This window comes from Kitasatospora sp. NPDC028961 (genome assembly GCF_055564815.1).
In genome coordinates this window covers 94652-118446 of the sequence record NZ_JBVHVO010000002.1, presented here as the reverse complement: position 1 = coordinate 118446, position 23795 = coordinate 94652, and the positions used below count along the sequence as shown (strand labels likewise).

Below are 23795 nucleotides of genomic sequence, written 5' to 3'. Positions count from 1 at the left end.
AGGTGCAGGTGGCGCCGGCGGGGGCGGGCAGGTCCCGGGTGGGCCTCGGAATCTGCGACATCTGACGGTTCACCCGGTGGCGCCGGTCCTACCGCCGCACCGCCGGGCAGGCTCGCGGGCGGCGCCGCGGACATGTGGTGCACATCTCGAACCTGCCTCCCGAGTAGCAGGTTTGGGGCGGGGCGCGTGCTGCGACCTCGGGTGATGGGGCGTAGGGCGGCGAAGGCCGTGGCAGCGGCGCGGAATCGGTGGCGCGAGTTCTGTCGGCATGGTTGACCCGTTGAGGTGGTCATGGCACTTTCGTGCGGCGCGGGCGTCCGCGACCGGTCGTACGCCCCGCAATCCCCCACAAGGAGAAGCATGTTCAAGAGACTTGCCGCCCTCGTCGGCGCAAGCGCCGTCGTCGCGGGTGGGCTGACCCTCGCCGCCGCCCCCGCCCAGGCGGTCCAGGCCGGCGATCTGACGTCCACCATCGCGCTGAGCAACTGCTCGGCCTCGCTGGTCCGTTACCCCTCGTCGGTGGACACCGACCGGGCCCTGATGCTCACCAACGGCCACTGCCTGCCGACGATGCCGTCGGCCGGACAGGTCATCCAGAACCAGAGCGCCAGCCGCAGCGGCACGCTGCTCGGCTCCTCGGGCAACTCGCTCGGCACCGTCCAGGCGGACAAGGTCCTCTACGCGACCATGACCGGCACCGACGTCGCCCTGTACCAGCTGACCGACACCTTCGCGTCCATCACCTCGAAGTTCAGCGCCACGGCGCTGACGATCAGTGACACGCACCCGGCCGACGGCTCGGCGATGTACATACCCTCGTCGTACTGGAAGCAGGTGTGGAACTGCTCGGTCAACGGGTTCGTCGACACCCTGCGCGAGGACGAGTGGACCTGGCACGACTCGCTGCGCTACAGCGCGGGCTGCAACACCACGCACGGCACGTCCGGTTCGCCGATCGTCGACGCCGCCACGAAGAAGATCGTCGGCATCAACAACACCGGCAACGACGACGGCCAGATGTGCACCCTCAACAACCCGTGCGAGGTGGCGGCCGACGGCACCACCAAGGCCACCAAGGGCCAGAGCTACGGCCAGGAGACGTACTGGTTCACCACCTGCCTCGGCACCGGCCGGGTCATCGACCTCAACGTCGGCGGCTGCCTGCTCACCAAGCCGGCCGGCACCAGCGTCTCGGTGACCAACCCGGGCAGCCAGAGCACCGCGCTGAACGGCTCGGTCAACCTGCAGATCGCCGCCTCCGGCGGCACCGCCCCGCTGACCTTCACGGCCACCGGCCTGCCGACCGGCCTGTCGATCAGCTCCAGCGGCAAGATCACCGGCACCGCCACGGCCGCGGGCACCTACAACGTGACCGTGACCGCGAAGGACGCCGCCAACAAGACCGGCACCGCCGCCTTCACCTGGACGGTCTCCGGCGGCGGTGGCGGCACCTGCACCCCGGCGCAGCTGCTCGGCAACGCGGGCTTCGAGACCGGCAGCGCCGCGCCCTGGACGGCGTCCAGCGGTGTCGTGGACAACAGCGCCTCGCAGGCCGCGCACGGCGGTACCTGGAAGTCCTGGCTGAACGGCTACGGCTCCGCCCACTCGGACAGCCTCTCGCAGGCGGTGGCCGTCCCGGCCGGCTGCAAGGCGTCGCTGAGCTTCTACCTGCACATCGACACGGCGGAGACCGGCTCGACGGCGTACGACAAGCTGACCGTCTCGGTGAACGGCACCGCGCTGAAGACCTACTCCAACGTGGACGCGGCGGCCGGCTACCAGCTGCGGACCTTCGACCTCTCGTCCTACGCGGGCCAGACGGTCACCGTGAAGTTCGCGGGCACCGAGGACGCCTCGCTGCAGACCAGCTTCGTGATCGACGACACGGCGCTGCAGACCAGCTGACGCCTGCGCCGTAGTCCCCACGGCCGCCCGGTCCCCGACCGGGCGGCCGTTCGCGGGTCAGAACAGCCGGTGCCCCTTCACCCAGACGCTGCGCTTGCCGTTGGCGCCCACCAGCCGGAACTTGTTGATGCCGGGGTAGGACCAGCCGACCCGGAAGAAGCTCAGCCCGAAGACGAACGCGAGGAAGGCCCACAGGAGCAGGAGCCCGAAGCCGTCCGTCGCGTCCGGGTCGTTCTCGTCCACGGTCTGCCCGCCCAGCTGGACCAGCATCGGAACGACGACCGCCAGCGAGAGCAGCAGCACCGCCCCCACCACCAGGTAGATCCACCGCTTCCGGCGCGCCGTGGGGCGGCTCTCGACCCTGGCGCAGAACGCCCGCCGGCACCGATCGCAGGTGAACGACGCCACCGCGCTGCCCTGTTGAGGGCGCTTGCGGTCCTCGCCCGAGATGATGCCGATGTTCCAGTTGACCCTCGTGGCGGTGAGCCCGGCCTCGACGCTCACCCGGCACCCCAGCGCGATCGAGTACCGCTCCTCGATCGACGGATTCCTGACTCCCATACGTCCCCCCTGCCGCCCGCGCCCGCCGCGGGTGAGCCAGGGTACCGCCCGAAGCCGGTTCCGGGGGGTTGGAATGCAGCCCAAGTTCCTTCATTTCCATGTGTGTTGATGTCACTCGGCTCTGGGGTGGTGAGAGTGGCCTTCCGGAGGTGCCCCCTTCTCTGGTGTCGTCGGGTGCCGGGGTTCACCATGCGGGGATGCGGAGAGGGCTGGTGAGGCCGTGACCGCCGTGATGGGGGACACGAGGCTCGGCCCGCACACCGGTTGCCACATGACGGTGGGTCGGCGACGTTAGAAGGGCATGGACCAAAAACCGAGTGCGGACGCCCCGGTCGACGGGGCGCCGTCCGAGTTCCCGGACTTCGTCGCCTCACGCGGGCGGCAGCTGTTGCGCACCGCCTTCCTGCTGACCGGCGGTGACGCGCACCTGGCCGAGGACCTCGTCCAGGAGGCGCTCGGCCGGATCTTCGTGAAATGGCGCAGGATAGCCCGGCTCGACAACCCGAGCGGCTACGCGCAGACCGTGCTGGTCAACACCTTCCTCTCGCACCGGCGCCGGCGCAGCAGCTCCGAGCGGGTGGTGGACACCGTCCCCGAGATCGCCGTCGACGACCCGGATCCGGCGCTGCGGCTGACGCTGCTGCGGGCGCTCGGGGAGCTGTCCGCCCCGGACCGGGCCGTCCTGGTCCTGCGGTTCTGGGAGGACCGCAGCATCGAGGAGACGGCGGCGGCACTGCGCCTGAGCAGTACGGCCGTGCGCTCCCGGAGCAGTCGGGCGCTCGCCCGGCTGCGCGACAGACTCGGCGACGACTTCGCCGCCGTCCGCCCGGGGCCGGGCGAGCCGGGCTCCACCACCGAGAAGGCGAGGGTCCGCCATGCCAGTTGACGACGAGTTCGAGGACGGGCTCACGGACGCCCTCGGGGCCGACTTCGCCCGCTCGCTGCGCGGCGCGGCCGACCTGGCACCGACGCCGGCGCTGCACGCGCTCACCGCCGGGGCGGAGCGGCGCGGCCGGCGGTGGCGCAACCGGCGGCGGGCGCTGGTGGCCGGTGGCCTGGCGGTGCTGCTCCTGGCTACCGGGGGCTTCCTGGTGGGCGCCGAGGGACCGCACGCGGCCCTGCCCGCGGTGCCGGTGGCACCGATGACCTCGGAGGAGGTGACCCGGCTGGTTTCCGGGCTGCTGCCGCCGGGTTCGGTCCAGGTGATGTACGCGGGAACGCCCGGTGTGGCCGGCGGCAACGGTGACGTCTACCGGACCGACGGGACGTTCCTCTTCGACGACGGCAAGGGGGCCAGCATGATCTCCTACACCGTCGACCGCACCGAGCTGGCCCCCGGGGCGGGCGCCGTCTGCATGGATCCGTTCAGCACGCCGCAGGACTCCTGCGAGCGGACCGACGGTCCCGACGGGTCGGTGCTGGTGATCGACAAGTTCCGGGACCGGACCGACCCGGCCCAACGGGAGTGGCGCGCGACCTGGGCGGCGCCGGACGGCCGCCGGATCCGGATCATCGAGCACAACGGCCAGCCCGCCGCGGCGAATCGGGAGGAACCGCCGCTCGACGCCGAGCAGTTGCGCGCGCTGGTGACCTCGCCGGCCTGGCAGCGGGTCGTCGACGCGCTGCCGGCCCGGGCCAACCCGCCGGTGCCACCCGGCCCGTCGGCCACGCCGACCGGCGACCCGACCCCGTCGGCGGCCGACGTGCTCGCCCGGCTGGTGCCACTGCTGCCGCCGGGTACCACGCAGACCCCGGTGCCGGGCGGGGACAGTGCCAACCTCCTGGTGACCGCCGAGGAGCGGACCAGCCTGCTGACGGTGCACACGGGGCCGCCCGGCGCGCGGGGGCGGGAGGACCGCGCGTTGGCGCTGTCCGGTCCGCCGACCCCGCTGGAGGTCCGCGAGATCCTGGCCGACGGGACGCTGGTGGTGGTCAACCGGTTCGGGAACGGCAAGACCGCCGTCGATCCGGTCCTGCACTGGGCGGCCGCGGTGTACTACCCGGACGGCCGCCAGGTGTTGCTCTACGAGCAGAACGGCGAGAACGGCTACACCGCCCGGCCCGGCACCCCCGCACTGAGCCTCGACCAGCTGAAGGCGATCGTCACCGACCCCGTCTGGCGGTCCTGACCCCGCCCCCGCGCCGCCGCCGCACCGGGGCCGGCGGCGCGGGCCACAGTGGTGGCCGGCCCGGCGGTGGCCCTCAGTCGGTCGCCCTGGGGTGGCCGGAGCCGGCGTACGTGATCCAGGCCGTTCGAGCGGCCACGTCGACGAGGTACCAGATGCGTCCGCCGCCGGTGACTTCGTACTGCCAGCGTTCGAGTTGCTCGCCCTTGAAGTCGCCGCTTCCGAGCGCTCCCTTGAGGCGGTGCTGACGGTGGGGCTGATCGCTGGCCCGTGGGGCCGCGCGGATTCTCTCGAAGGCGCGCCGCAGATTTCCGGGAGCCTGTCGGGACAAGAGCTCCCAGCCCTCGGCCGCCTCGGAGTTGGCGAAGCGGAGATCGTACTCGCCGTCGACCGGGGGCGCTGCCGCCCGGTCGCCGCGCTTGGGGCTCACTCGGTTCCCGCCGGGGTGGGGACGGGGCCGAGGTCGCCCTCCGGCTCGCGGGTGAGGAGGGCGTGCAGGGCGGGATCCGCATAGACCTCCGCGGTGTGGCGCCACTGGGTGAGCAGGAGGGCGATCGGGGCGAGGTTGTCCAGGGCGACCGCGCCGCGCGCGATGTCGACCAGCTCGCCGAGGAGCGTGTCCACGTCCTCATCGGGAAGGAAGGTCACCCAGGGCAGGGCCTCGGGGAGGGCCGCGCGCAGGGCGGTGATGTTCTCCGTCCGCACCAGCCCGGTCAGCAGGCGTGCGGTGAAGTCGACGACGGTGGCGTCCTGCTCCAGCTGGTCGACGCGCATCAGGGCGAGGTCCCCGGCGTCCCGGCGGCGCAGTCTCAGCGCCCGGACCGCGTCGAGTCTGCTGGTGGTGGCGGCGGGCCGGTGGAGCAGCTCGCTGAAGGGCACCTCTTCGTAGGCCGCAGTCATGACATCCACAGTAGCTCGGATGTCCGCCCCGTGGGGTGGTCACGGTGCGGTGCGGGGGATCTGCTGCTGCCACTCGCGGGTGAAGACGATGTCGCCGGCTTCGAGGGCGGTGAGCTGGGTGCGGGTGAGGAAGTGGGTGGGGGTGCAGCGGAGTTCGGTGCGGGTCCGGAGGGTGATGTCCCAGCCGATGGCGGGGCGTTCGAGGCGGACGGCGCGGTCGCTGCGGGCCTGGGCGCTGGTGGGGGCGGCGGTGAGGATCCGGTAGGCGGTGACGGTGTGCTCGTCGCGGACCAGGCCGTCGGGGTGGGTGCGGGTGCCGTCGGTGGCGGGGGAGAGTTCGGTGCGCCACTCGTGGCGGGCGATGTCGTGGACGGTGAGGCGTTCGGGGCGGGCGGTGAGCGGTTCGGTGACGTGGACGGGCGGTGGCAGCGGGAGGGTGGGGGAGGCGAGGACGACGGGAGCGGCGCCGGCGTCGGCGGCGAGGTGGCGCACGGGGAGGGTCAGGGCGCTGTGGGAGGGGTCGAGTCCGAAGCCGGCGGGCTCGGGGTCGGGCCAGAGCCACGGCCAGTAGGTGGAGGAGAGGGCGAGCCGGAGCCGGTGGCCGGGTGGGACGGTGAGCCCGGCGGGGGCGAGCTCGACGGTGATGTCCGGCGCGGGCGGGGTGGCGAGGCGGGCGCCCCGGGTGAGCAGGGTGGAGGTGCCGTCGGGGGCGACGGCGCAGAGGCGGGCGATCACCGGTCCGGCCTCGGCCGGGGGGCGCAGGCGCAGCCGCAGGGACGGGGCGCCGAGCAGTTCGAGCGGTTCGGGCAGCGGCAGCGAGTCGAAGCAGACCGAGCGTCCGTCCTCCTCCCGCTGGTCCGGCGGCCGGTCGGCGGGGCGGCCGAGCGGGACGTACGCGCCGGCGTTGAGGCCGGTGTGCTGCGGGGAGCGGACGTGGACGTAGCGGTCGTCGGAGGCGGTGCCGGCGGTGCGCAGCGGGCCGTCGAGGCCGTAGCGGACGGTGCGGACGTCGGGCGAGGGCCAGGGGTCGTCGGCGGTCCAGCGGTCGCCGGTCCAGCTGCGCAGGGCGGGCGTCCGGAGCGCGCCGGTGTCGGCGCCCCTGAGCCAGTGGTCCCACCAGCGCAGCGTCTCGGACAGGGCGTCGTCCGGCAGGCCGTGCGGCCAGGGGCCGAGCAGGGCGCGGACGGGGACGGCGGCGGTACCGGCGGCGAGCAGGCGCAGGACCGCGGCGCAGGACGGGTCGCCCCAGCCGGCGACGGCGAGGGTGGGGACGGCGGCGGTGGCCGGCGGCTCGCCCCAGCCGGCGGCGAGCCGGGCGGGGAGGTCCGGCTCCAGGGCTTCGAGCCGCTCCCGCCACATCGCCCGCCAGTCGTCGCCGACGTACTGCGGGTCCGGCGGGCGGGCCGCGTCGGCGAGCCGGGCGCCGGCGCGGGTGTGCAGGTCGGCGGCGAGGGCGGCGCCGCCGAGGCGGTGGCCGCCGTCGGGGCAGGCGGTGACCACGGCGTGCACGGCGTCCGGGGCGCGGGCGGCCAGCCGCAGGGCGCCGGTGCCGGCCGCTCCGCTGCCGAGCAGTCCGATCCGGCCGGTGCACCAGGGTTCGGCGGCGAGCCGGCGCAGCAGGTCGGCGCCGTCGGTGAGGTCCTGGTCGCCGGCCCCGTCGTCGGGCCGGCCGCCGGAGTTGCCGTGGCCGCGGGCGTCGACCCGGACGGCGGCGTAGCCGTGGCCGGCGTACCAGGGGTGGCGGCGGGCGTCGTCGGCGGCCGTCCAGTCGGTGAGGCGCCCGCCGGAGTACTCCAGCACCACGGGGACGGGGCCGTCGGTCACCGGGCGCCAGAGCCGCGCGTACAGCTCGGTGCCGTCGGGCAGCGGGACGCGGACGTCCTCGCGGACGGTGCGGTAGGAGTACGAGGGCATGGCCGCTCCCATCGAGTCCCGGTTCGGCGGGGCCCCGGTGGCGGGGGGCCCGCTCGGCGGGCCACGGTGCGGGGCGGGCCGGAGCCCGCCCGCGCCGCAGGCGTCAGCAGTCCGACCCTAGGGGAGGATGCCGGCACTGTCCTGGTGAGCGGGCCCCGGCGGGGCGCGACGGGGGCGTCAGGCCTTGCTGAGCCAGGCGGTGGCGTTGAGGGCGAGGGCGGCGTTGGTGCCGGCCGGGTCGTTCCAGCCGTCGAAGAGGGTGTTGCCGGACTGCCCGGTGCCGTCGTCGGCCGGGGAGCTGTCGCCCCAGATCGCGACCCGGCCGCTGCCGTAGCCGCTGGTCACGAAGAAGGCGCCGGTGGTGCCGCTGTAGCCGGTCCGGTAGAGCAGGCCCTTGACGGAGGGGTTGTCGGCGGGCTTCAGGGTGAAGGTGGTGCCGGAGCGCAGGATCGAGCCGGTGACGGTGCCGAAGGCGCCGTGCAGGACGGGGTCGGCGGGGTCGTTGACGGCGCGCGGGTTGTCGGTGGAGATGTTCTTGACGTCGACGCTGAAGCCGAAGGGGTCGTTGTTGTCCACCCCGTTGTTGGTGAGCAGGTCGTTGATGACGGCGGGGGAGTCCCAGCCGTCGTTGTTGCGGTCGCTCTGGTTGTGGTCGGAGATCAGGAAGAGCCCGCCGCCGTTCTGCACGAAGCGGATCAGGGCGGCCTTCTCGGCGGCGCTGAAGCGGATGTTCGGCTCGGGCACCACGAAGGTGTCGAAGTTGGCGAGGTCGAGCGCGGCCCCGGTGCCGTAGCTGATGGTGGAGCCGGCCGGGAGGGTCTTGAGGCTGTACTGGCCGGTCTTCTGCAGGGCGACGCCCCAGGCGGAGAGCGCGCCCGTCCAGCTCTTCTCGGTGCTGGGGCTGGCGTTCTGGGCCAGCGGGTCGGGCTGGCTGGTGGAGATGATCCAGTCGGCGTTGCCGGCGGTCTCGGCCTTGGTGTTGTCGAACAGCACCCGGTGGGGGGCGGCGGCGGTGGCCGCGGTGGGGGCGGCTGCGGTGCCGGCCGCGGTGCGGGCGGTGGGGGAGGCCGAGGCGGTGGGGGCCAGGCCGGAGAGGCCGGCCGCGAGGAGGGCCGGGGCGACCAGGGCGGCAGCCGTTCTCATGCGGATCATGTGCCGTTCCTCCGTGGGGAGTTGAGGTTTCGGCGCCCGAGTATTCGCGCGTAGATCCGAGTATCCGCGCGCGGGCCGCCCGGTGAAAGCCTCCGGAGGTTACGGGTATTTGTACGGTACATGGCGATCTTTGGGAGGACCGGAGCGCTTCCGGAATGCGCCCTCCGCGCGCCGTCACGTCCCGACCGCCCCGGACCAGTACTTGCGTATGACTTGCAAGTACTTCCTCGCCGAGGGAAAGATGGCCCAGCTCCGCCCGCTCCCCCGAAAGGACGACACGATGTCCAGCCCCGCCGCAGGTGCCACCGCCGTCAGATGGCGCGACCGGCTCACCCGTGAGGAGTGGATCCGCCTGGCCGGCATGGGCGGCTTCATCCTCGCGCTGCACGTGATCGGCTGGTTCACCCTCCTCGCGGTCATCGCACCCGAGCACTACGACGTCGGCGGGCAGGTGTTCGGCGCCGGGATGGGCCTCACCGCCTACACCCTCGGCATGCGGCACGCCTTCGACGCGGACCACATCGCGGCCATCGACAACACCACCCGCAAGCTGATGGGCCAGGGCAAGCGGCCGCTCTCGGTCGGCTTCTGGTTCTCGCTGGGGCACTCCTCGATCGTCTTCGGCCTCTGCGCGCTGCTCGCCTTCGGCATCCAGTCGCTGGCCGGCCAGGTCGAGTCCGACGACTCCACCCTGCACGACACGACCGGCCTGATCGGCGTCTCCGTCTCCGGGACGTTCCTGCTGCTCATCGGCCTGATCAACCTCGGTGCCTTCAACGGCATCCTGAAGGTCTTCCGCAAGATGCGCGAGGGCGAGTTCGACGAGGCCGAGCTGGAGCAGCAGCTCGACAAGCGCGGCTTCATGAACCGCATCCTGGGCCGGGTGACCAGGGCCGTCACCAAGCCCTGGCACATGTACCCGGTCGGCCTGCTGTTCGGCCTCGGCTTCGACACCGCGACCGAGGTCTCGCTGCTGGTCCTGGCGGGCGGCGCGGCCGCGTTCCAGCTGCCCTGGTACGCGCTGCTGGTGCTGCCGGTGCTGTTCGCGGCGGGGATGAGCCTGCTGGACACCATCGACGGCTCGTTCATGAACTTCGCCTACGAGTGGGCGTTCTCGAAGCCGGTCCGCAAGATCTACTACAACCTGACCGTCACCGGCCTCTCCGTCCTGGTCGCGCTGGTCATCGGCTCGATCGAGCTGATCGGGCTGCTCGGCGAGAAGCTGGACATCACCAGCGGGCCGGTCGCCTGGATCGGTGAGCTGGACCTCAACTTCGTCGGCTACGCCATCGTCGGCCTCTTCGTGCTCACCTGGGCGGCGGCGATCGCCTACTGGAAGCTCGGCCGGGTCGAGGAGAAGTGGTCGGCCGGCCTGGCGAGCGCGGCGGAGAAGGCCGAGTAGCGGCGGGGCTCCGCGGGTGGGCGGTCGGCGCCGGCCGCCCGGAGCGCGCGAACGGCGGGCCGGTCCGGGGTTCTCCCCCGGACCGGCCCGCCGTCTCGTCGGTCCGTCTGTCTGTCCGTCTGTGTCCGTCCGCATCGTCCCGGCTCCGCTCGGAGCCTGCCCGGCGCTCGCCCGCGGCCCGCCCGGACCGGCCGGCCGGCGCGCCCCGGGGGACGGCGCGCGGGTGCCGGGCACCCGGTCGGAGCGGCGAGCGCTCGAAATCGGCCAAATTTCCGAGGGATGGGGATCGGTGGAAACCCCTACGGAAGGCCGGAAAGCGGCGCCGGCGGTGCCGTCAGGGCATCGCGGGCGCGAAGCGGCCGGTCGGGCCGGCCGCCAGGGTGCGGTCGAGCAGGGACAGCGCCCGCAGCTCGGCCACGCCCTGGTCCGGCGCGCGGACGTACAGCACCAGTCCCACACCCCCCGGGACGGCGCAGGCGCGCACGTGCTCCAGACCGTCGCCCGGCCCCGCGCACCCCCACACAGCTGCCTGGACGTCGGCGGCCCCCGCCTCGCCCGTCGGCGCGGCGGAGACGTCCAGGAGGGTCAGGTGGACGGGGAACACCGAAGGGTCAGTCCCAGCCGATGCCCGGGTTCCCGGTGGGGGTGGTGTCCCAGCCGATCGCCGCGGGCAACGGGTGGTCCCAGCCGATGCCGGTGTCGGCGGCCACGCCGGCGGTGACGGCGGTGGCGGCGGCCGGCTGGGCGGCGAAGGCGGGCGCGGAGACACCGGCGAGGGAGAGTGCGAGGGCGGCGGCGGCGAGCAGCCGGACGGTCTTGGGCACGGCGGTTCCTGTTCTGAGCACAGTGGTTCAGGGCGCGAAGGGGCAGAGCGCGGGGGAGGTGTGCGAGCGCGGGGCGTTGGAGCGCGGGGGAGGGTGCACGCACGGGGAATCCTCCCCGGTGGCGGCCCCCGGGCGGGAGGGGCGGCGGCGGGCAGCAACAGGCCAGGCAGCAAGCTGCAACCTCCTGGCGAAATTCCCGCGGATGCGCCCACCGGCCGGCCCGCCCCGTCGGCCGGTCCGCCGGCGGGGCCGTGGGCGCGGTGGCGGTACCGCTCGCCAGGGCCGCTGCCGGTGCCCCTCGGGCGACACCCCCGGTACCGTTCCGGCGGGGCTGTCGGCGTGGTTCCCCGCAAGGGACCGGCGTACACCCGAGTCGCTTGACCGGATCATGCCTTGTGACGCCGGTGCCACGGCGCAAGGATCGAGCCGCAGATCGCCCGATAATCCCATTGCGACGAGCAGGGGTCATTGAAGTGCTGGAACTGCTGGGCCTCGACACCACCGCGGAGGCCGTCTACCGCGAGATGCTGGCCGACCCCGAGGGTGGCGTGGTCGAGCTGTGCCAGCGGCTCCGGCTGCCCGAACGCGCCGTCCGGGAGGCACTCGACCGGCTCGCCGACCTCACCCTGCTGCGCGCCTCGCGGGACCGCCCCGGGGCGTTCTGGCCGGTCAGCCCGGAACGCGGACTGGAGCTCCTGCTGCGCCGTCAGGAGGAGGACCTCGCCCGGCGCCAGCAGGAGCTGGCCGTCTCCAAGGCGGCCGTGGCGCGGGCCGTGGCCGAGTACGCGACGCTGCGCGCCAGCACCCTGGTGGACGGCGGCGAGCGGCTGGTCGGCCTGGACGCCATCCAGGCCAAGCTGGAGGTGCTGACGGCCCGGCTGACCTCCGAGTGCCTCGCGGTGATGCCCGGCGGCGCGCAGTCCGCGGCCAGCCTGGCCGCCTCCCGGCCGCTGGACGAGGACGCCCTGGTGCGCGGGGTGAGCCTGCGCACCATCTACCAGGACAGCGTCCGCAACGACCCGGAGACCCTCGGGTACGCGCAGTGGATGACCGGCCTCGGCGGGCGGGTGCGCACCGCGCCGGTGCTGCCGCCCCGGATGCTGGTCTTCGACCGCTCCACCGCCGTGGTGCCGATCGACCCGGAGAACACCCGGCTCGGCGCCCTGTGCACCGAGGAGCCGGGCATCGTCGCCTCGCTGGTCGCGCTCTTCGAGCAGACCTGGGAGACGGCCGTCCCGCTCGGCACCCACCGGGCCGAGGACGCCGGAACGGGCCTGAGCGCCGGTGAGCGGGAGCTGCTGCGGCTGCTCTCCACGGGGCTCACCGACGACGCGGCGGCCAAACGGCTCGGGGTATCGGTACGGACGGTGCGCCGGCAGATGGCCGCGCTGATGGAGCGGCTGGACGCGGGCAGCCGGTTCGAGGCGGGCCTGAAGGCCGCTCAGCGCGGCTGGCTGTAGCGGGGGTCGCGGCCGCGGCGGTCGGGCGGCGGGCGGCCCCCGCCGTGACGGTCCGGCGGGGCGGTCCGGCGGTGCCGGGACAAGCATCCCCTTCCCCGGGAGTGACCGTCAGGGCGGCGGCGGGACCCCGCCGGGCGCCCAACCTGTCGCGCGCGTCACAGCTTCGGGTGTGATCTCGCCGACGGTCTCGATTGTTCACCGCCGAGGTCTTGTCGCGTCATTTTCTACGCGCGTATCTTAAGGCGCTGCGGGGGGCCGTCCAGGATCCCCGGGCCCGCGCCTCTACGCGGGTAGCGCACTCGCGCCCGTCTGACCCACCCTCACGTCCCGGCAGCCCCACGACTGCCGGGCCACTCGTGCCACCCCCGTTGCCGTGCCGCTGCGCGCCACGACGAACCAAGGAGTCCCGTCCAGGTGACCACCTCCCCCGCTTCCCGCCCGCGGTCGCGCCGCACCCTGCTCCGCGCGACCCTCCTTCCGGCCGGCCTGGCCGCCTCGCTGGTGCTCGTCCCGCTGCCGGCCGCGGTGGCCGCGCCCTCGGCCGACGCGGTGATCGCCGAGGTGTACGGCGGCGGTGGCAACTCGGGTGCCACGCTGAAGAACGACTTCATCGAGCTGGCCAACAAGGGCGGCGCCGCCTTCGGCCTGGACGGCTGGAGCGTGCAGTACATATCCGGCACGCCCGGCGCGAACTCCCAGTGGGGCGTCACCCCGCTGACCGGTGCGATCGCCCCCGGCACCCGCTACCTGGTCGCCGAGGCGGCCGGCGCGGCCGGCACGGTCGACCTGCCCACCCCGGACGCGGCCGGCTCGCTGGCCCTGTCGGGCACCAGCGGCACCGTCGCACTGGTCCGCGGCACCGACCCGCTGACCTGCAGGACCGCCGCCGACTGCGCCGCCGACCCGCGCGTGCGGGACCTGGTCGGCTTCGGCACCGCCGTCGTCCACGAGGGCTCGGCCGCCGCCGCCGGTGCCTCCAACACCGCCTCGGTGGCCCGCAAGGCGGGCCTCGCGGACACCGACGACAACGCGGCGGACCTCGCCGCCGGCGCCCCGAGCCCGACCAACAGCAAGGGCGAGGTCGCCGAGGGCTCCACCCCGACCGGCCCGACCGAGCCGGGCACCGTCCGGATCCACGACATCCAGGGCACCACCCGGCTGTCGAGCCGGACCGGCAAGACGGTCGCGGGCGTGCCCGGCATCGTCACCGGCGTGCGCGGCTACGGCTCCAAGGGCTTCTGGATCCAGGACCCGAACCCGGACGCCGACCCGGCCACCAGCGAGGGCGTCTTCGTCTACACCGGCAGCGCCAACCCGACCGTCAAGGTCGGCGACTCGGTGCTGGTCACCGGCAAGGTGACGGAGTACTACCCGAACTTCAACGGCGGCTCGCAGTCGCTCACCCAGCTCACCGGCCCGGCCGTCACCGTGCTCTCCTCGGGCAACCCGCTGCCGGCCGCGGTCGAGGTCGACACCCGCAACATCCCCGGCACCTACACCCCGCAGGCCCCGGCCGGCGGCACCGTCGAGTCCCTGCCGCTCCAGCCGGAGAAGTACACCCTCGACTTCTACGAGTCGCTGGAGGGCATGCGCGTCCAGGTCAAGGACGTCCGGGTGATCCAGGCGACCGACAAGTACAACGAGCTCTGGGTCGCGGCCGACAAGCAGGACCAGAAGAGCCGGCGCGGCGGCGTGCTGTACGAGTCGTACGAGGAGCCGAACGTCGGCCGCCTGATGGTGCAGCAGCAGGCGCCGGCCGCCCAGCAGCCGTTCCCGGTCGCCAACGTCGGCGACGTGCTGACCGGCACCACCGACGGCCCGCTGGACTACAACAGCTTCGGCGGTTACACCCTGGTCGCCGGCACCCTCGGCGCGCGCCAGGACAACCACCTGGCCCGCGAGGTGACCGCGCAGCCGGCCGACCGCGAGCTGACCATCGCCACCTACAACGTGGAGAACCTGGCGCCCGGCAACCCGGACGCCAAGTTCGCCGAGCTGGCCCAGGCCGTGGTCACCAACCTGCGCTCGCCCGACGTCCTCGCCCTGGAGGAGATCCAGGACAACAACGGCGCCAAGAGCGACGGCACGGTGGACGCGAGCCAGACCGTGGCCAAGTTCGTCGCCGCCATCAAGGCGGCCGGCGGTCCGGCGTACGACTGGCGCTCGATCGACCCGGAGGACGGCAAGGACGGCGGCGAGCCCGGCGGCAACATCCGCCAGGTCTTCCTCTTCAACCCGCAGCGGGTCTCCTTCACCGACATCGCCGGCGGCAGCGCCACCGCCGCGGTGGACGTGGCCGGCACCGGCGCGGCCGCCGCGCTGACCGCCTCGCCCGGCCGGATCGCCCCGGCCGACGAGGCCTGGGTGAACAGCCGCAAGCCGCTGGTGGGCCAGTTCTCCTTCCGCGGCAAGAAGGTCTTCGTCATCGCCAACCACTTCAACAGCAAGGGCGGCGACCAGGGCATCGACAGCCGCTTCCAGGCCCCGGCCCGCAGCTCCGAGGTGCAGCGCCTCAAGCAGGCCACGGTCGAGCAGGCCTTCGTCGCCAAGCTGCTGGCCGCCGACAAGGAGGCCAAGGTGGTCTCGCTCGGTGACTTCAACGACTACCAGTTCTCGCCCGCGCTGGCCGCGCTGACCAAGGACGGCGTGCTGCGCGACCTGGTGAACGAGCTGCCGGAGAAGGAGCAGTACTCCTACGTCTACCAGGGCAACTCGCAGGTGCTGGACCACGTCCTGGTCAGCCCCGAGGTCGGGTACGCCAAGTACGACGTGGTGCACATCAACAGCGAGTTCGCCGTCCAGGCGAGCGACCACGACCCGCAGGTGGTCCGCATCAAGCCGTAGGGCCCGCGGCACGACCGAGGGGGCGGCGACCGGAGTCCGGTCGCCGCCCCCTCGGGGTTCCCGCCCGCGCCCGCGGCTACTTCAGGGCGGCGAGCACGGCGTCCGCCATCACCTTCTCGCCGGTGGCGTTGGGGTGGAACGGGACGGCCGGGGAGCCCGGCAGCGCGCCCTCGATCCAGCGGTCGTCCGAGCAGACGTCGTGGCCGACGGTCGGGGTGGCGGTGTCCACGTAGGTGGCGCCGCCCGCGGCGGCGGTGGACCTGAGCATGGCGTTCAACTGACCGAGCACGCCGTACATGTACTCGACGTCCCCCGCCGTGACGGGCTGGCGCAGGAAGCACTCGGAGCCGTCGGCCGGCAGCACGGACGGGTAGCCCACCAGCAGGACCCTGGCGCCGGGGGCCTTGGCGTGGATGCGCTTCAGGGTGTCGGCGATCTGCGGCCGGGCGGCGGCGATCCGGTCGGCCAGGTCGTCGTTGCCGTACTGCCAGGACCAGCTGGACCAGTCCCAGTAGCCGTGGTGGAAGACGTCCTTGCAGGGCGTGCCCAGCGGATTGACCGCCGCGCCGGCGATGCAGACCCCGACCAGTTCGCCGAGCCCGAGGTCGGTGGCGCCGAGGTCGTTGCCGCCGATGCCGAGGGTCACCAGGTCGGTGTCGGCGGTGACGGCGTCCAACTGCGGGTCGTTGACCCGGATGAACGCGTCGTACTGGGGCTGCGTCATCGCCTTCACCTTGGCGGCGGCGCAGGTGACGTCGGTGTAGGCGGTGGCCTTGAGGGCGGCCGCCACCAGGTGGCCGTAGTTGCGGTCGGAGCGCAGGCACAGGCCGGCCGACTGGCCGGGCACCCCGGCGCCGGCCGCGTAGGAGTCGCCGAGGGCGACGTAGTGGCGGGGGGCGGGCGTGGCGGCCTGCGCGCTGGTGGAGGTCAGGGCGAGGGCCGCGCCCAGTGCGGCGGCGGCGAGCAGGGCGGGCTTCCGGGAAGTCCGGGTTGTGCGGCGTTTCCGGGCAGGGCTGAGCACGGGTTCCTCCTGGGGGAGAGAGAACGAGTGGGGGGTCGCGCCAGCCGGGCCACAGCTTTACTACTGACAGGTAAGTTACCGCCAGGTTTCGAATGCGTCCATGCCCGGTGCGGAAATTCCCGAAAACCCGTCAGAAGCATTTCGGAATAACGCTCCACCGTGTATCGGAGGTATTTCCGAAACGCCCCGGAGCGGAATTGCTGCCGCAGCTTGTTACTCACCGGTTGACGCGCCCCGCCGCAGGCCGCAGTATCGGGCGCACGCCGCACCGCCCGAACGCCGCACCGCAGGACCACCGGCCGCACCGCCGGACCACTGATGGAGGAGAGCGCATGGCCCTGGACGCCGATGTCATCGTCATCGGAGCCGGTCTCGCGGGCCTCGCCGCGACCGCCGAACTCGCCGACGCCGGACGCCGGGTGATCCTGCTCGACCAGGAGCCCGCGGCCTCCTTCGGCGGGCAGGCGCACTGGTCCTTCGGCGGTCTCTTCCTGGTCGACTCGCCCGAGCAGCGCCGGATGCGGATCCGCGACTCGCACGCGCTCGCCCTCCAGGACTGGCAGGGCACCGCCGGCTTCGACCGCGCCGAGGACGCCTGGCCGCGCCGCTGGGCCGAGGCCTACGTCGACTTCGCGGCGGGGGAGAAGCGGGCCTGGCTGCGCGCCCAGGGCGTGCGGTTCTTCCCGGTCGTCGGCTGGGCCGAGCGCGGCGGCCTGCTGGCCGACGGACCCGGCAACTCCGTCCCCCGCTTCCACATCACCTGGGGCACCGGGCCCGGCCTGCTCGAACCCTTCGTCCGCCGGGTCCGGGCCGCCGCCGAACGCGGCCTGGTCGACCTGCGGTTCCGCCACCGCGTCACCGGCCTCTCCGCGCACGCCGGGGTCACCGACACCGTCGCCGGCGAGGTGCTGGTGCCCAGCAACGCGGCGCGCGGCGAAGCCAGTTCGCGCGAGGTCGCCGGCCAGTTCGAACTCCGCGCGCAGGCCGTGATCGTCACCTCGGGCGGCATCGGCGGCAACCACGACCTGGTCCGCAAGGCCTGGCCCGCCCGGCTCGGCAGCCCGCCCGAGCGGATGCTCTCCGGCGTCCCCGCCCACGTCGACGGCCTGATGCTCGGCATCACCGGCGAGGCGGGCGGCAACCTGATCAACGGCGACCGGATGTGGCACTACACCGAGGGCATCGAGAACTGGGACCCGATCTGGGCCCGGCACGGCATCCGCATCCTGCCCGGCCCGTCCTCGCTCTGGCTGGACGCCCGCGGCCGTCGGCTGCCCGTCCCGCTCTTCCCCGGCTTCGACACCCTCGGCACCCTCGAACACCTCCGGACCACCGGGCACGACCACACCTGGTTCGTGCTCAGCCAGAAGATCATCGAGAAGGAGTTCACCCTCTCCGGCTCCGAGCAGAACCCCGACCTCACCGGCCGCTCGGTGCGCGGCGTGCTCGGCCGCGCGCTGCCCGGCGCCCCCGGCCCGGTCCGCGCCCATCTGCGGCACGGGCCCGACTTCGTGGTCGCCGGCAACCTGGCGGACCTCGCCCGCGGCATGAACGCCCGCACGCGCGAGGCGCTGATCGACCCGGACGAGCTGCGCCGCACCGTCGAGGCCCGGGACCGGCAGCTCGCCAACCCGTTCGCCAAGGACCTCCAGGTCACCGCCATCCACGGCGCCCGCCGCTACCTGGGCGACAAGCTGATCCGCACGGCCGCGCCGCACCGCATCCTCGACCCGGCGGCCGCCCCGCTGATCGCCGTCCGGCTGAGCATCCTGACCCGCAAGTCGCTCGGCGGGCTGGAGACCGACCTCTCCGCCCGGGTGCTGCGGCCCGGCGGCGAGGTGCTGGAGGGCGTGTACGCGGCGGGCGAGGCGGCCGGCTTCGGCGGCGGCGGGGTGCACGGCTACCGCTCGCTGGAGGGGACCTTCCTCGGGGGCTGCCTCTTCTCCGGCCGCACGGCGGGCCGGGCGGCGGCGGCCGCGACGGCGTAACGGGCGCCGCGGGGGCGGGTCCGTCGCACCTCAACGTGCCAGGACCGCCGTCGAGTTGGCCCGGGAGCGCGCTGCGGCCGGCGTGGAGCCGGGCCGGATCGGTCGGTCCCGGGTGGCCGCTCCGGCGCGCCCGTCACCGGCCGTTCGACGGCCACCACCCGGCCCCGGGCGGGGCCGTGCCGACCCTGCCCGGTAGCGTCTGATGCTTGCCGCGGCCCGAACGGCCGGGTCCGACCGGTACCGGTGGCGCGGCGGGCGGGGGAGAGTAGTGGCAGCACAGGACGTGTTGGTGACGACCCGTTGGGGCGGGGCACTGCGAAGGGGCGGGGCATGAATGGTCGGGGGACCGTACTCGGAGGTCGGTACGCGCTGACCGAGTGGATCGGTGGCGGCGGCATGGGCGCCGTCTGGCGCGCCGACGACCGGGTGCTGGAGCGGCAGGTCGCCGTCAAGGTCCTGCACGCGGGACTGCTGGAGGAGGGGACGTTCGCGTCGCGGTTCCGGCGCGAGGCCCAACTGCTCGCGGCGATCAGCCACCCGGGCATCGTGGAGGTCCACGACTACGGGGAGCAGGGCGGCGACGCCGGGCATGGCGCCGAGGGCGAGCGGATCGCCTACATCGTGATGGAGCTCGTCGAGGGGCGGCCGCTGGACAAGGCCCTCGCCGAGGACGGACCGATGCCGCCCGAGCGGGCGCTGAGCCTGCTCGCCAGGGCGCTCGACGCCTTGCACGCCGCCCACCAGCAGGAGATCGTGCACCGGGACGTCAAGCCGTCCAACCTGATGCTGGGGGACGACGGCCGGGTGACGGTGACGGACTTCGGCATCGCGCGGGCGCTGGTGAGCACCACGCTCACGGCGACCAACGTGGTGGTCGGCACCGCCCTGTACATGGCCCCGGAGCAGGCCGGCGGCGGCGGAGTCACGCCGGCCTCGGACCTCTACTCGCTCGGCGTGGTCTGCTACGAACTGCTGACCGGCACGCCGCCGTTCACCGGCGAGAGCGTGGTCGAGGTGGCGCTCAAGCACGTCCAGCAGCCGGCGCCGGAGCTGCCCGGTGAGTTCGCGCCGGCCGTGCGGGAGTTCGTCGCCCGGGCGCTGGCCAAGCAGCCGGGGGACCGGTTCGCCGACGCCGCCGCGATGGCGGCCGCGGCACGGGAGGCGGTCGGCGACAGGTCGGCGCCGGTAGCTGCGGTGGTGCGTCCCGTCCCGCCCGCCGTGCCCGGGACCCCGGCGGCCGGCGCCCCGGCGGCCGAGGTCGCCCGGGTGGCACGCCGGACCGGCGCCGAGCCCGGTGCGGGCCGGCGGTGGCGCCGCCTCCTGGTGCCCGTCATCATCCCGGTGGTCATCACCGGTGGCGCGGCCACGGTCGTGCTGGTGGAGCGGGGCCCGTTCCACACGCAGACGCAGACGCAACAGCCCGGTGCGCAGCCGGCGGTGTCGGTGTCCGCCGGCCCGCTCACCGACAGCCCGGCGGCGAGCGCGTCGCCGACCGGGGAGCTCCCGGCCACGCCGGCGCCGGGCGCGGAGCCCACGCCGGGCGCTCCGCCGGCCGCGGAGCCCGAGGCCGGCGGAGCGCCCGTGCCGCCCGCCGGCGGCGCGCCGGAGGTCCCGGCGCCGGGCGCGGCACCGAAGCCGGGCGGCGGCTCGGCGGCCGGCGGCACGGGGTCGGCCGGCGGGTCCTCCGGGGGGTCCTCCGGTGGGTCGGGCGGCACCTCGCCGAAGACGGGCGGCAGCGGCAGCGGTGGGGGCGGTGGGGCGGCTCCCGCGCCGAACCAGCCCGCGCCGCAGGCCCCCGCACCCCAACAGCCCGCCCCGTCGGCATCCGCGCCGAACCAGCCGGCGCCCAGCCCCGAGGCTCCCAAGCCGCCGGAGTCCAAGCCGTCGGCGCCGACCGTGCCCGCGGGGTGCGGCGGCAGCCGGTGGGGCGACATCGTCAACGTGGCCGACGGCCAGAAGCTCGGCCTGGCCGCCGCCGGCCCGTCGCCGGGCGGCGCCGTCGTGGCGGGCGGGACGACCGCCTACGGCTGGGTGCGCTCGGACCCGAACCCGGGCGGCTGGTACGAGATCCACGCGTGCGGCCTGAGCGGGCCGGCCCTCGTCCAGGACACCGACTTCTCGAACACGTCGAGTCAGAAGGTGCTGCTCTCACCGGGGTTCAGCTTCATGGCCAACTGGTCGGTGGTCGGCGCGGGCGCCCAGGGCGTCTACTACCTCAAGGACTACATGGGGTCGACCTGCCTGACCGACAACGGCGCGGGCAGGCAGGTCACCATGACCGCCTGCACGCCGGGCAACGCCTACCAGCAGTGGCGGATGCCCTGAGCCGCGGGGCTCCGGAGTGAGCCCTACCGGTCGTCGGTGACGCCGAGGCGCAGGTGGTCGACGTGGTAGACGGCGTGGTCGAGGAGTGCGGCGACGTGGTCGTCGTGGAGGGAGTAGACCACCGAGCGGCCGCGGCGCTCGCCGACGACCAGGCCGAGGTTGCGCAGCAGGCGGAGCTGGTGGGAGCAGGCGGACTGCTCCATGCCGACGGCGTCGGCGAGTTCGGTGGCGGCCCGCGGGCCCTCCCGCAGCTGGGCGAGTATCAGCAGGCGGGAGGGGGTGGCCAGGGCCTGGAGGGTGTTCGCCACCTTGGCCGCGTTCGACGCGTCCAGGCGCATCTGCGGCACGGCGTTCTCGGCGGCTGCGTGTCCCATGGGGGCATCCTACGGGGCGGGGCTCCGGCGGGGCCCGGCCCGCAGGGACGAATGAAAGTGTGTTCATATGTTCCTGTATCGTGGCGGACATGTCCGCCACCGTGCTCACCCGACCGCCGGTCCCCACCGCCCCCGCGACGGCGCCCCCGCGCCGCACCCGGGTGCTCGCGCTGCCCGAGGCACGCTGGGCGGCCGCCGCCACCGCGGCCTTCCTGGCCGCCCTCGCCGTGCGGTTGCTCGACGGCCCCGGATGGGCGTCCGGTGCGCTGTACGCGGCCGCGTACCTGGCCGGCGGCTGGGAGCCCGCCCTGGCCGGGCTGCGGGCGCTGCGCGAGCGGACCCTGGACGTCGACCTGCTGATGGTGGTCGCCGCCCTCGGCGCCGCGGCCATCGGCCAGCCGCTGGACGGCGCCCTGCTGATCGTGATCTTCGCGACCAGCGGCGCCCTGGAGGCGCTGGCCACCGCCCGCACCGCCGACTCCGTCCGGGGCCTGCTCGACCTCGCCCCCGCCACGGCCTGCCGGCTCACCGCCGACGGCCGGGAGGAGACCGTCCCCACCGCCGCACTCGCCGTCGGCGACACCGTGCTGGTCCGCCCCGGCGAGCGGATCGGCGCCGACGGCCGGGTCCTCGACGGCAGCAGCGAGGTCGACCAGGCCACCATCACCGGCGAACCGCTGCCCGCCGCCCGGTCCGTCGGCGACGAGGTGTACGCGGGCACCCTCAACGGCGGCGGCGCGCTGCGGATCCGGGTCGAACGGGACGCCGCCGACTCCGTGATCGCCCGGATCGTCGCCATGGTGCAGGAGGCCTCCGAGACCAAGGCGCCCACCCAGCTCTTCGTCGAGAAGGTCGAACAGCGCTACGCCGCCGCTCTGGTGGCCGCCACCCTGCTGCTCTTCGCCGTCCCGCTCGCCCTCGGCGCGGAGCTGACCGCCACCCTGCTGCGCGCCATGACGTTCATGATCGTCGCCTCGCCGTGCGCCGTGGTGCTGGCCACCATGCCGCCGCTGCTCTCCGCCATCGCCAACGCCGGCCGGCACGGCGTGCTGGTCAAGTCCGCCGTGGTGATGGAGCGGCTCGGCCAGGTGGACACCGTCGCCCTGGACAAGACCGGCACCCTCACCGAGGGCACGCCGAAGGTCGTCGAGCTGCGCCCGCTGGGCGTCACCGAGGCCGAGCTGCTCTCCCTCGCGGCCGCCGCCGAGCACCCCAGCGAGCACCCGCTGGCCCGGGCGGTGGTCGCCGCCGCCCGCGAGCGCGGCCTGGTGCCGCCCGCGGCCACCGACTTCACCGCCACCCCGGGGATCGGCGTGCGGGCCGTGGTCGGCGGCGCGGTGGTCGCGGTGGGCGCCCCCGGTCCGTACCGCGGGCACCCCGCGGTCGCCGAGCTGGAGGCGGCCGGCCGCACCGCTGTCCTGGTGCTGCGCGACGGGGAGCCGGTCGGCGTGCTCGGCCTCGCCGACCGCCCGCGCGAACAGGCCGCGGCCGCCGTCCGGGGCCTGGCCGCGCTCACCGGCCGCCCGCCGGTGCTGCTCACCGGCGACAACCGGCTCGCCGCCGAGCACCTCGCCCGGGAGGTCGGTCTGACCGACGTCCGGGGCGCGCTGCTGCCCCAGGACAAGGTGGCGGCGGTCCGCGAACTGGCCGACGGCGGGCACCGGGTGCTGATGGTCGGGGACGGCGTCAACGACGCCCCCGCGCTGGCCGCCGCGCACAGCGGGGTCGCGATGGGCCGGGCCGGGTCCGACCTCGCCCTGGAGACCGCGGACGCGGTGGTGGTGCGCGACGAACTGACTGCGGTGGCGGCCGTGGTGGCGCTCTCCCGGCGGGCCCGCCGGCTGGTCGTGCAGAACCTGGCGATCGCCGGGGCGTTCATCACCGTCCTGGTGGTCTGGGACCTGGCCGGTACGCTGCCACTGCCGCTCGGTGTCGCCGGGCACGAGGGCTCCACCGTGATCGTCGGCCTCAACGGCCTGCGGCTGCTGCGCGAACGGGCGTGGCTGCGGGCCCTCCACCAGGAAGCCCCGGGCGCCGGGGCCGGGAACCATGAGGAGCGCTGAGCCGATGAGCCGTCGAGACCGCGAGCGCGGTGGCGGGAAGGGGCCCGCGGCCCCGGTGACCGTCACCGTCTGCCGGGGCTGCTGCTGCGGCACCCAGGAGAAGCACCCGGGCGTCGACCACGCGGGCCAGTACGAGCGGCTGCGCGAGGCCGTCGGTGGAGCGGGCAAAGTCCGCGCGGTCAAGTGCCTGGACGCGTGCGCGCACTCCAACGTCGTGGTGGTCGGCCCCTCCAGCGAGGGCCGCGCGGCCGGCGGCCGCCCGGTCTGGCTGGGCTGGGTGCTGGCGGACGACATGGTCGAGGAGATAGCCGAGTGGGTGCACGCCGGCGGCCCGGGCCTGGCCGAGCCGCCCGGGCTGCTCGACCTCCAGCAGGTCACCGTCTCCCGCCGGATCCGCGACGGCCTCCCGGGCTGAGGCGCCGGGGGCCCGGTCCGGCGGCGCGCACCGGGCCCGGTGCGGGTGCCCGGCTCCGGGGCGGTCCGTCCGGCGGGCCGGGGCACTACCATTTACCGGGCGCCCCGGCTTGGAAGGAATCACGACGTGACCACGGTCTGCCGCATCTGCGCGGGCACCGGCCGCACCGCCGGTCTCAGCTGCCGCACCTGCCAGGGCACCGGCACCACCGAGGTCGGCGGCGGTGGCGGCAACTGCTTCCTCTGCGACGGCACCGGTGTCTACGTCCGCTACCGGGTCGACGCGGCCGGCGCCAAGCACGCCTACCGCGACGAGGTCTGCCGGACGTGCGACGGCACCGGCAACCGCGCCCCCTCCACCTGGGACGAGATCGCCCCGCCGCCGCGCTGAGGCCGTCGGCCGGCGGAGCCCTTCGTCTGCTGGGGCCCCGGCCGGTAGCCCAGGGCCCCGGCCGGTCCGCCTGCGCCCCGGCCGGTACGGCGGAGCCGGCGACGGGGGATCAGGACCCGGGCCGGGCCGGA

At 74.4% G+C, this 23795-nt stretch carries 20 protein-coding genes; 11 read left to right on the top strand and 9 right to left on the bottom strand.

Annotated elements, in window-relative coordinates; genetic code table 11:
- Positions 1–360 precede the first annotated feature (360 nt).
- Complete coding sequence (locus ACZ4UX_RS04685) at positions 361–1905, top strand: putative Ig domain-containing protein (RefSeq protein ID WP_465705574.1); 1545 nt, start codon at positions 361–363, stop codon at positions 1903–1905.
- Between the two features lie 57 nt (positions 1906–1962).
- On the opposite strand, the gene ACZ4UX_RS04680 is transcribed toward ACZ4UX_RS04685, so the two are convergent.
- Positions 1963–2466 (bottom strand): hypothetical protein, encoded by a 504-nt coding sequence (locus tag ACZ4UX_RS04680; protein WP_465705572.1) that lies wholly within the window; start codon positions 2464–2466, stop codon positions 1963–1965.
- A gap of 301 nt (positions 2467–2767) precedes the next feature.
- On the opposite strand from ACZ4UX_RS04680, the gene ACZ4UX_RS04675 reads away from it, so the two are divergent.
- Positions 2768–3352, top strand: coding sequence for a SigE family RNA polymerase sigma factor (locus ACZ4UX_RS04675; RefSeq protein WP_465705570.1), 585 nt, complete (start codon positions 2768–2770; stop codon positions 3350–3352).
- Positions 3342–4595 carry a hypothetical protein gene (locus tag ACZ4UX_RS04670; protein ID WP_465705568.1) on the top strand — a complete coding sequence of 418 codons (1254 nt, stop codon included), beginning with the start codon at positions 3342–3344 and terminating at the stop codon, positions 4593–4595. Before ACZ4UX_RS04675 ends, ACZ4UX_RS04670 begins: the two co-directional genes overlap by 11 nt.
- 73 nt (positions 4596–4668) lie before the next feature.
- Here ACZ4UX_RS04670 and ACZ4UX_RS04665 read toward each other — a convergent pair whose 3' ends face one another.
- The 4 genes from ACZ4UX_RS04665 to ACZ4UX_RS04650 all read right to left on the bottom strand — a co-directional run bounded on the left by ACZ4UX_RS04665 (position 4669) and on the right by ACZ4UX_RS04650 (position 8558).
- Positions 4669–5022: a hypothetical protein gene (locus ACZ4UX_RS04665; protein WP_465705566.1), complete on the bottom strand. Its 354-nt coding sequence runs from the start codon at positions 5020–5022 to the stop codon at positions 4669–4671.
- A complete protein-coding gene (locus ACZ4UX_RS04660; protein WP_465705564.1) occupies positions 5019–5492 on the bottom strand; it encodes a hypothetical protein in 474 nt (157 codons plus the stop codon). The genes ACZ4UX_RS04665 and ACZ4UX_RS04660 overlap by 4 nt, the downstream gene beginning before the upstream one ends.
- 39 nt (positions 5493–5531) lie before the next feature.
- Positions 5532–7406 (bottom strand): CocE/NonD family hydrolase, encoded by a 1875-nt coding sequence (locus ACZ4UX_RS04655; protein WP_465705562.1) that lies wholly within the window; start codon positions 7404–7406, stop codon positions 5532–5534.
- A gap of 177 nt (positions 7407–7583) precedes the next feature.
- Positions 7584–8558: a hydrolase gene (locus tag ACZ4UX_RS04650; protein ID WP_465705560.1), complete on the bottom strand. Its 975-nt coding sequence runs from the start codon at positions 8556–8558 to the stop codon at positions 7584–7586.
- 280 nt (positions 8559–8838) lie between these two features.
- Between ACZ4UX_RS04650 and nicT the strand changes: the two genes are divergently transcribed.
- A complete protein-coding gene (gene nicT / locus ACZ4UX_RS04645) occupies positions 8839–9960 on the top strand; it encodes a Nickel transporter NicT (RefSeq protein WP_329492064.1) in 1122 nt (373 codons plus the stop codon).
- 334 nt (positions 9961–10294) lie between these two features.
- Here nicT and ACZ4UX_RS04640 read toward each other — a convergent pair whose 3' ends face one another.
- Entirely contained in the window at positions 10295–10564 is a 270-nt protein-coding gene (locus tag ACZ4UX_RS04640) for a hypothetical protein (RefSeq protein WP_329487110.1), read from the bottom strand.
- Positions 10565–10571: 7 nt separating this feature from the next.
- Positions 10572–10784, bottom strand: a complete 213-nt coding sequence (locus ACZ4UX_RS04635) for a hypothetical protein (protein WP_380393966.1) — start codon at positions 10782–10784, stop codon at positions 10572–10574.
- Between the two features lie 473 nt (positions 10785–11257).
- Between ACZ4UX_RS04635 and ACZ4UX_RS04630 the strand changes: the two genes are divergently transcribed.
- Both ACZ4UX_RS04630 and ACZ4UX_RS04625 read left to right on the top strand, forming a co-directional pair.
- Complete coding sequence (locus ACZ4UX_RS04630; RefSeq protein WP_329487108.1) at positions 11258–12244, top strand: helix-turn-helix transcriptional regulator; 987 nt, start codon at positions 11258–11260, stop codon at positions 12242–12244.
- Positions 12245–12658: 414 nt separating this feature from the next.
- Positions 12659–15088 carry an endonuclease/exonuclease/phosphatase family protein gene (locus tag ACZ4UX_RS04625; protein WP_465705557.1) on the top strand — a complete coding sequence of 810 codons (2430 nt, stop codon included), beginning with the start codon at positions 12659–12661 and terminating at the stop codon, positions 15086–15088.
- Between the two features lie 76 nt (positions 15089–15164).
- On the opposite strand, the gene ACZ4UX_RS04620 is transcribed toward ACZ4UX_RS04625, so the two are convergent.
- Entirely contained in the window at positions 15165–16109 is a 945-nt protein-coding gene (locus ACZ4UX_RS04620) for an SGNH/GDSL hydrolase family protein (protein ID WP_465705555.1), read from the bottom strand.
- Between the two features lie 332 nt (positions 16110–16441).
- Between ACZ4UX_RS04620 and ACZ4UX_RS04615 the strand changes: the two genes are divergently transcribed.
- The gene (locus ACZ4UX_RS04615) at positions 16442–18097 is read left to right on the top strand and encodes an FAD-binding dehydrogenase (RefSeq protein WP_465705553.1); all 1656 of its coding nucleotides are present in this window, start codon (positions 16442–16444) and stop codon (positions 18095–18097) included.
- Positions 18098–18427: 330 nt separating this feature from the next.
- The gene (locus tag ACZ4UX_RS04610; protein ID WP_465705551.1) at positions 18428–20422 is read left to right on the top strand and encodes a protein kinase domain-containing protein; all 1995 of its coding nucleotides are present in this window, start codon (positions 18428–18430) and stop codon (positions 20420–20422) included.
- A 23-nt stretch (positions 20423–20445) separates the two neighbouring features.
- Here the strand turns inward: ACZ4UX_RS04610 and ACZ4UX_RS04605 are convergent, their stop codons facing one another.
- Entirely contained in the window at positions 20446–20796 is a 351-nt protein-coding gene (locus ACZ4UX_RS04605) for an ArsR/SmtB family transcription factor (RefSeq protein ID WP_329487104.1), read from the bottom strand.
- Between the two features lie 89 nt (positions 20797–20885).
- On the opposite strand from ACZ4UX_RS04605, the gene ACZ4UX_RS04600 reads away from it, so the two are divergent.
- The 3 genes from ACZ4UX_RS04600 (at position 20886) to ACZ4UX_RS04590 (ending at position 23664) form a co-directional block, all read left to right on the top strand.
- Positions 20886–22859, top strand: coding sequence for a heavy metal translocating P-type ATPase (locus ACZ4UX_RS04600; protein WP_465705549.1), 1974 nt, complete (start codon positions 20886–20888; stop codon positions 22857–22859).
- 4 nt (positions 22860–22863) lie between these two features.
- Positions 22864–23274: a (2Fe-2S) ferredoxin domain-containing protein gene (locus ACZ4UX_RS04595; protein WP_329487102.1), complete on the top strand. Its 411-nt coding sequence runs from the start codon at positions 22864–22866 to the stop codon at positions 23272–23274.
- 126 nt (positions 23275–23400) lie between these two features.
- The gene (locus tag ACZ4UX_RS04590) at positions 23401–23664 is read left to right on the top strand and encodes a hypothetical protein (RefSeq protein ID WP_329487101.1); all 264 of its coding nucleotides are present in this window, start codon (positions 23401–23403) and stop codon (positions 23662–23664) included.
- The last annotated feature ends 131 nt before the right edge of the window (positions 23665–23795 follow it).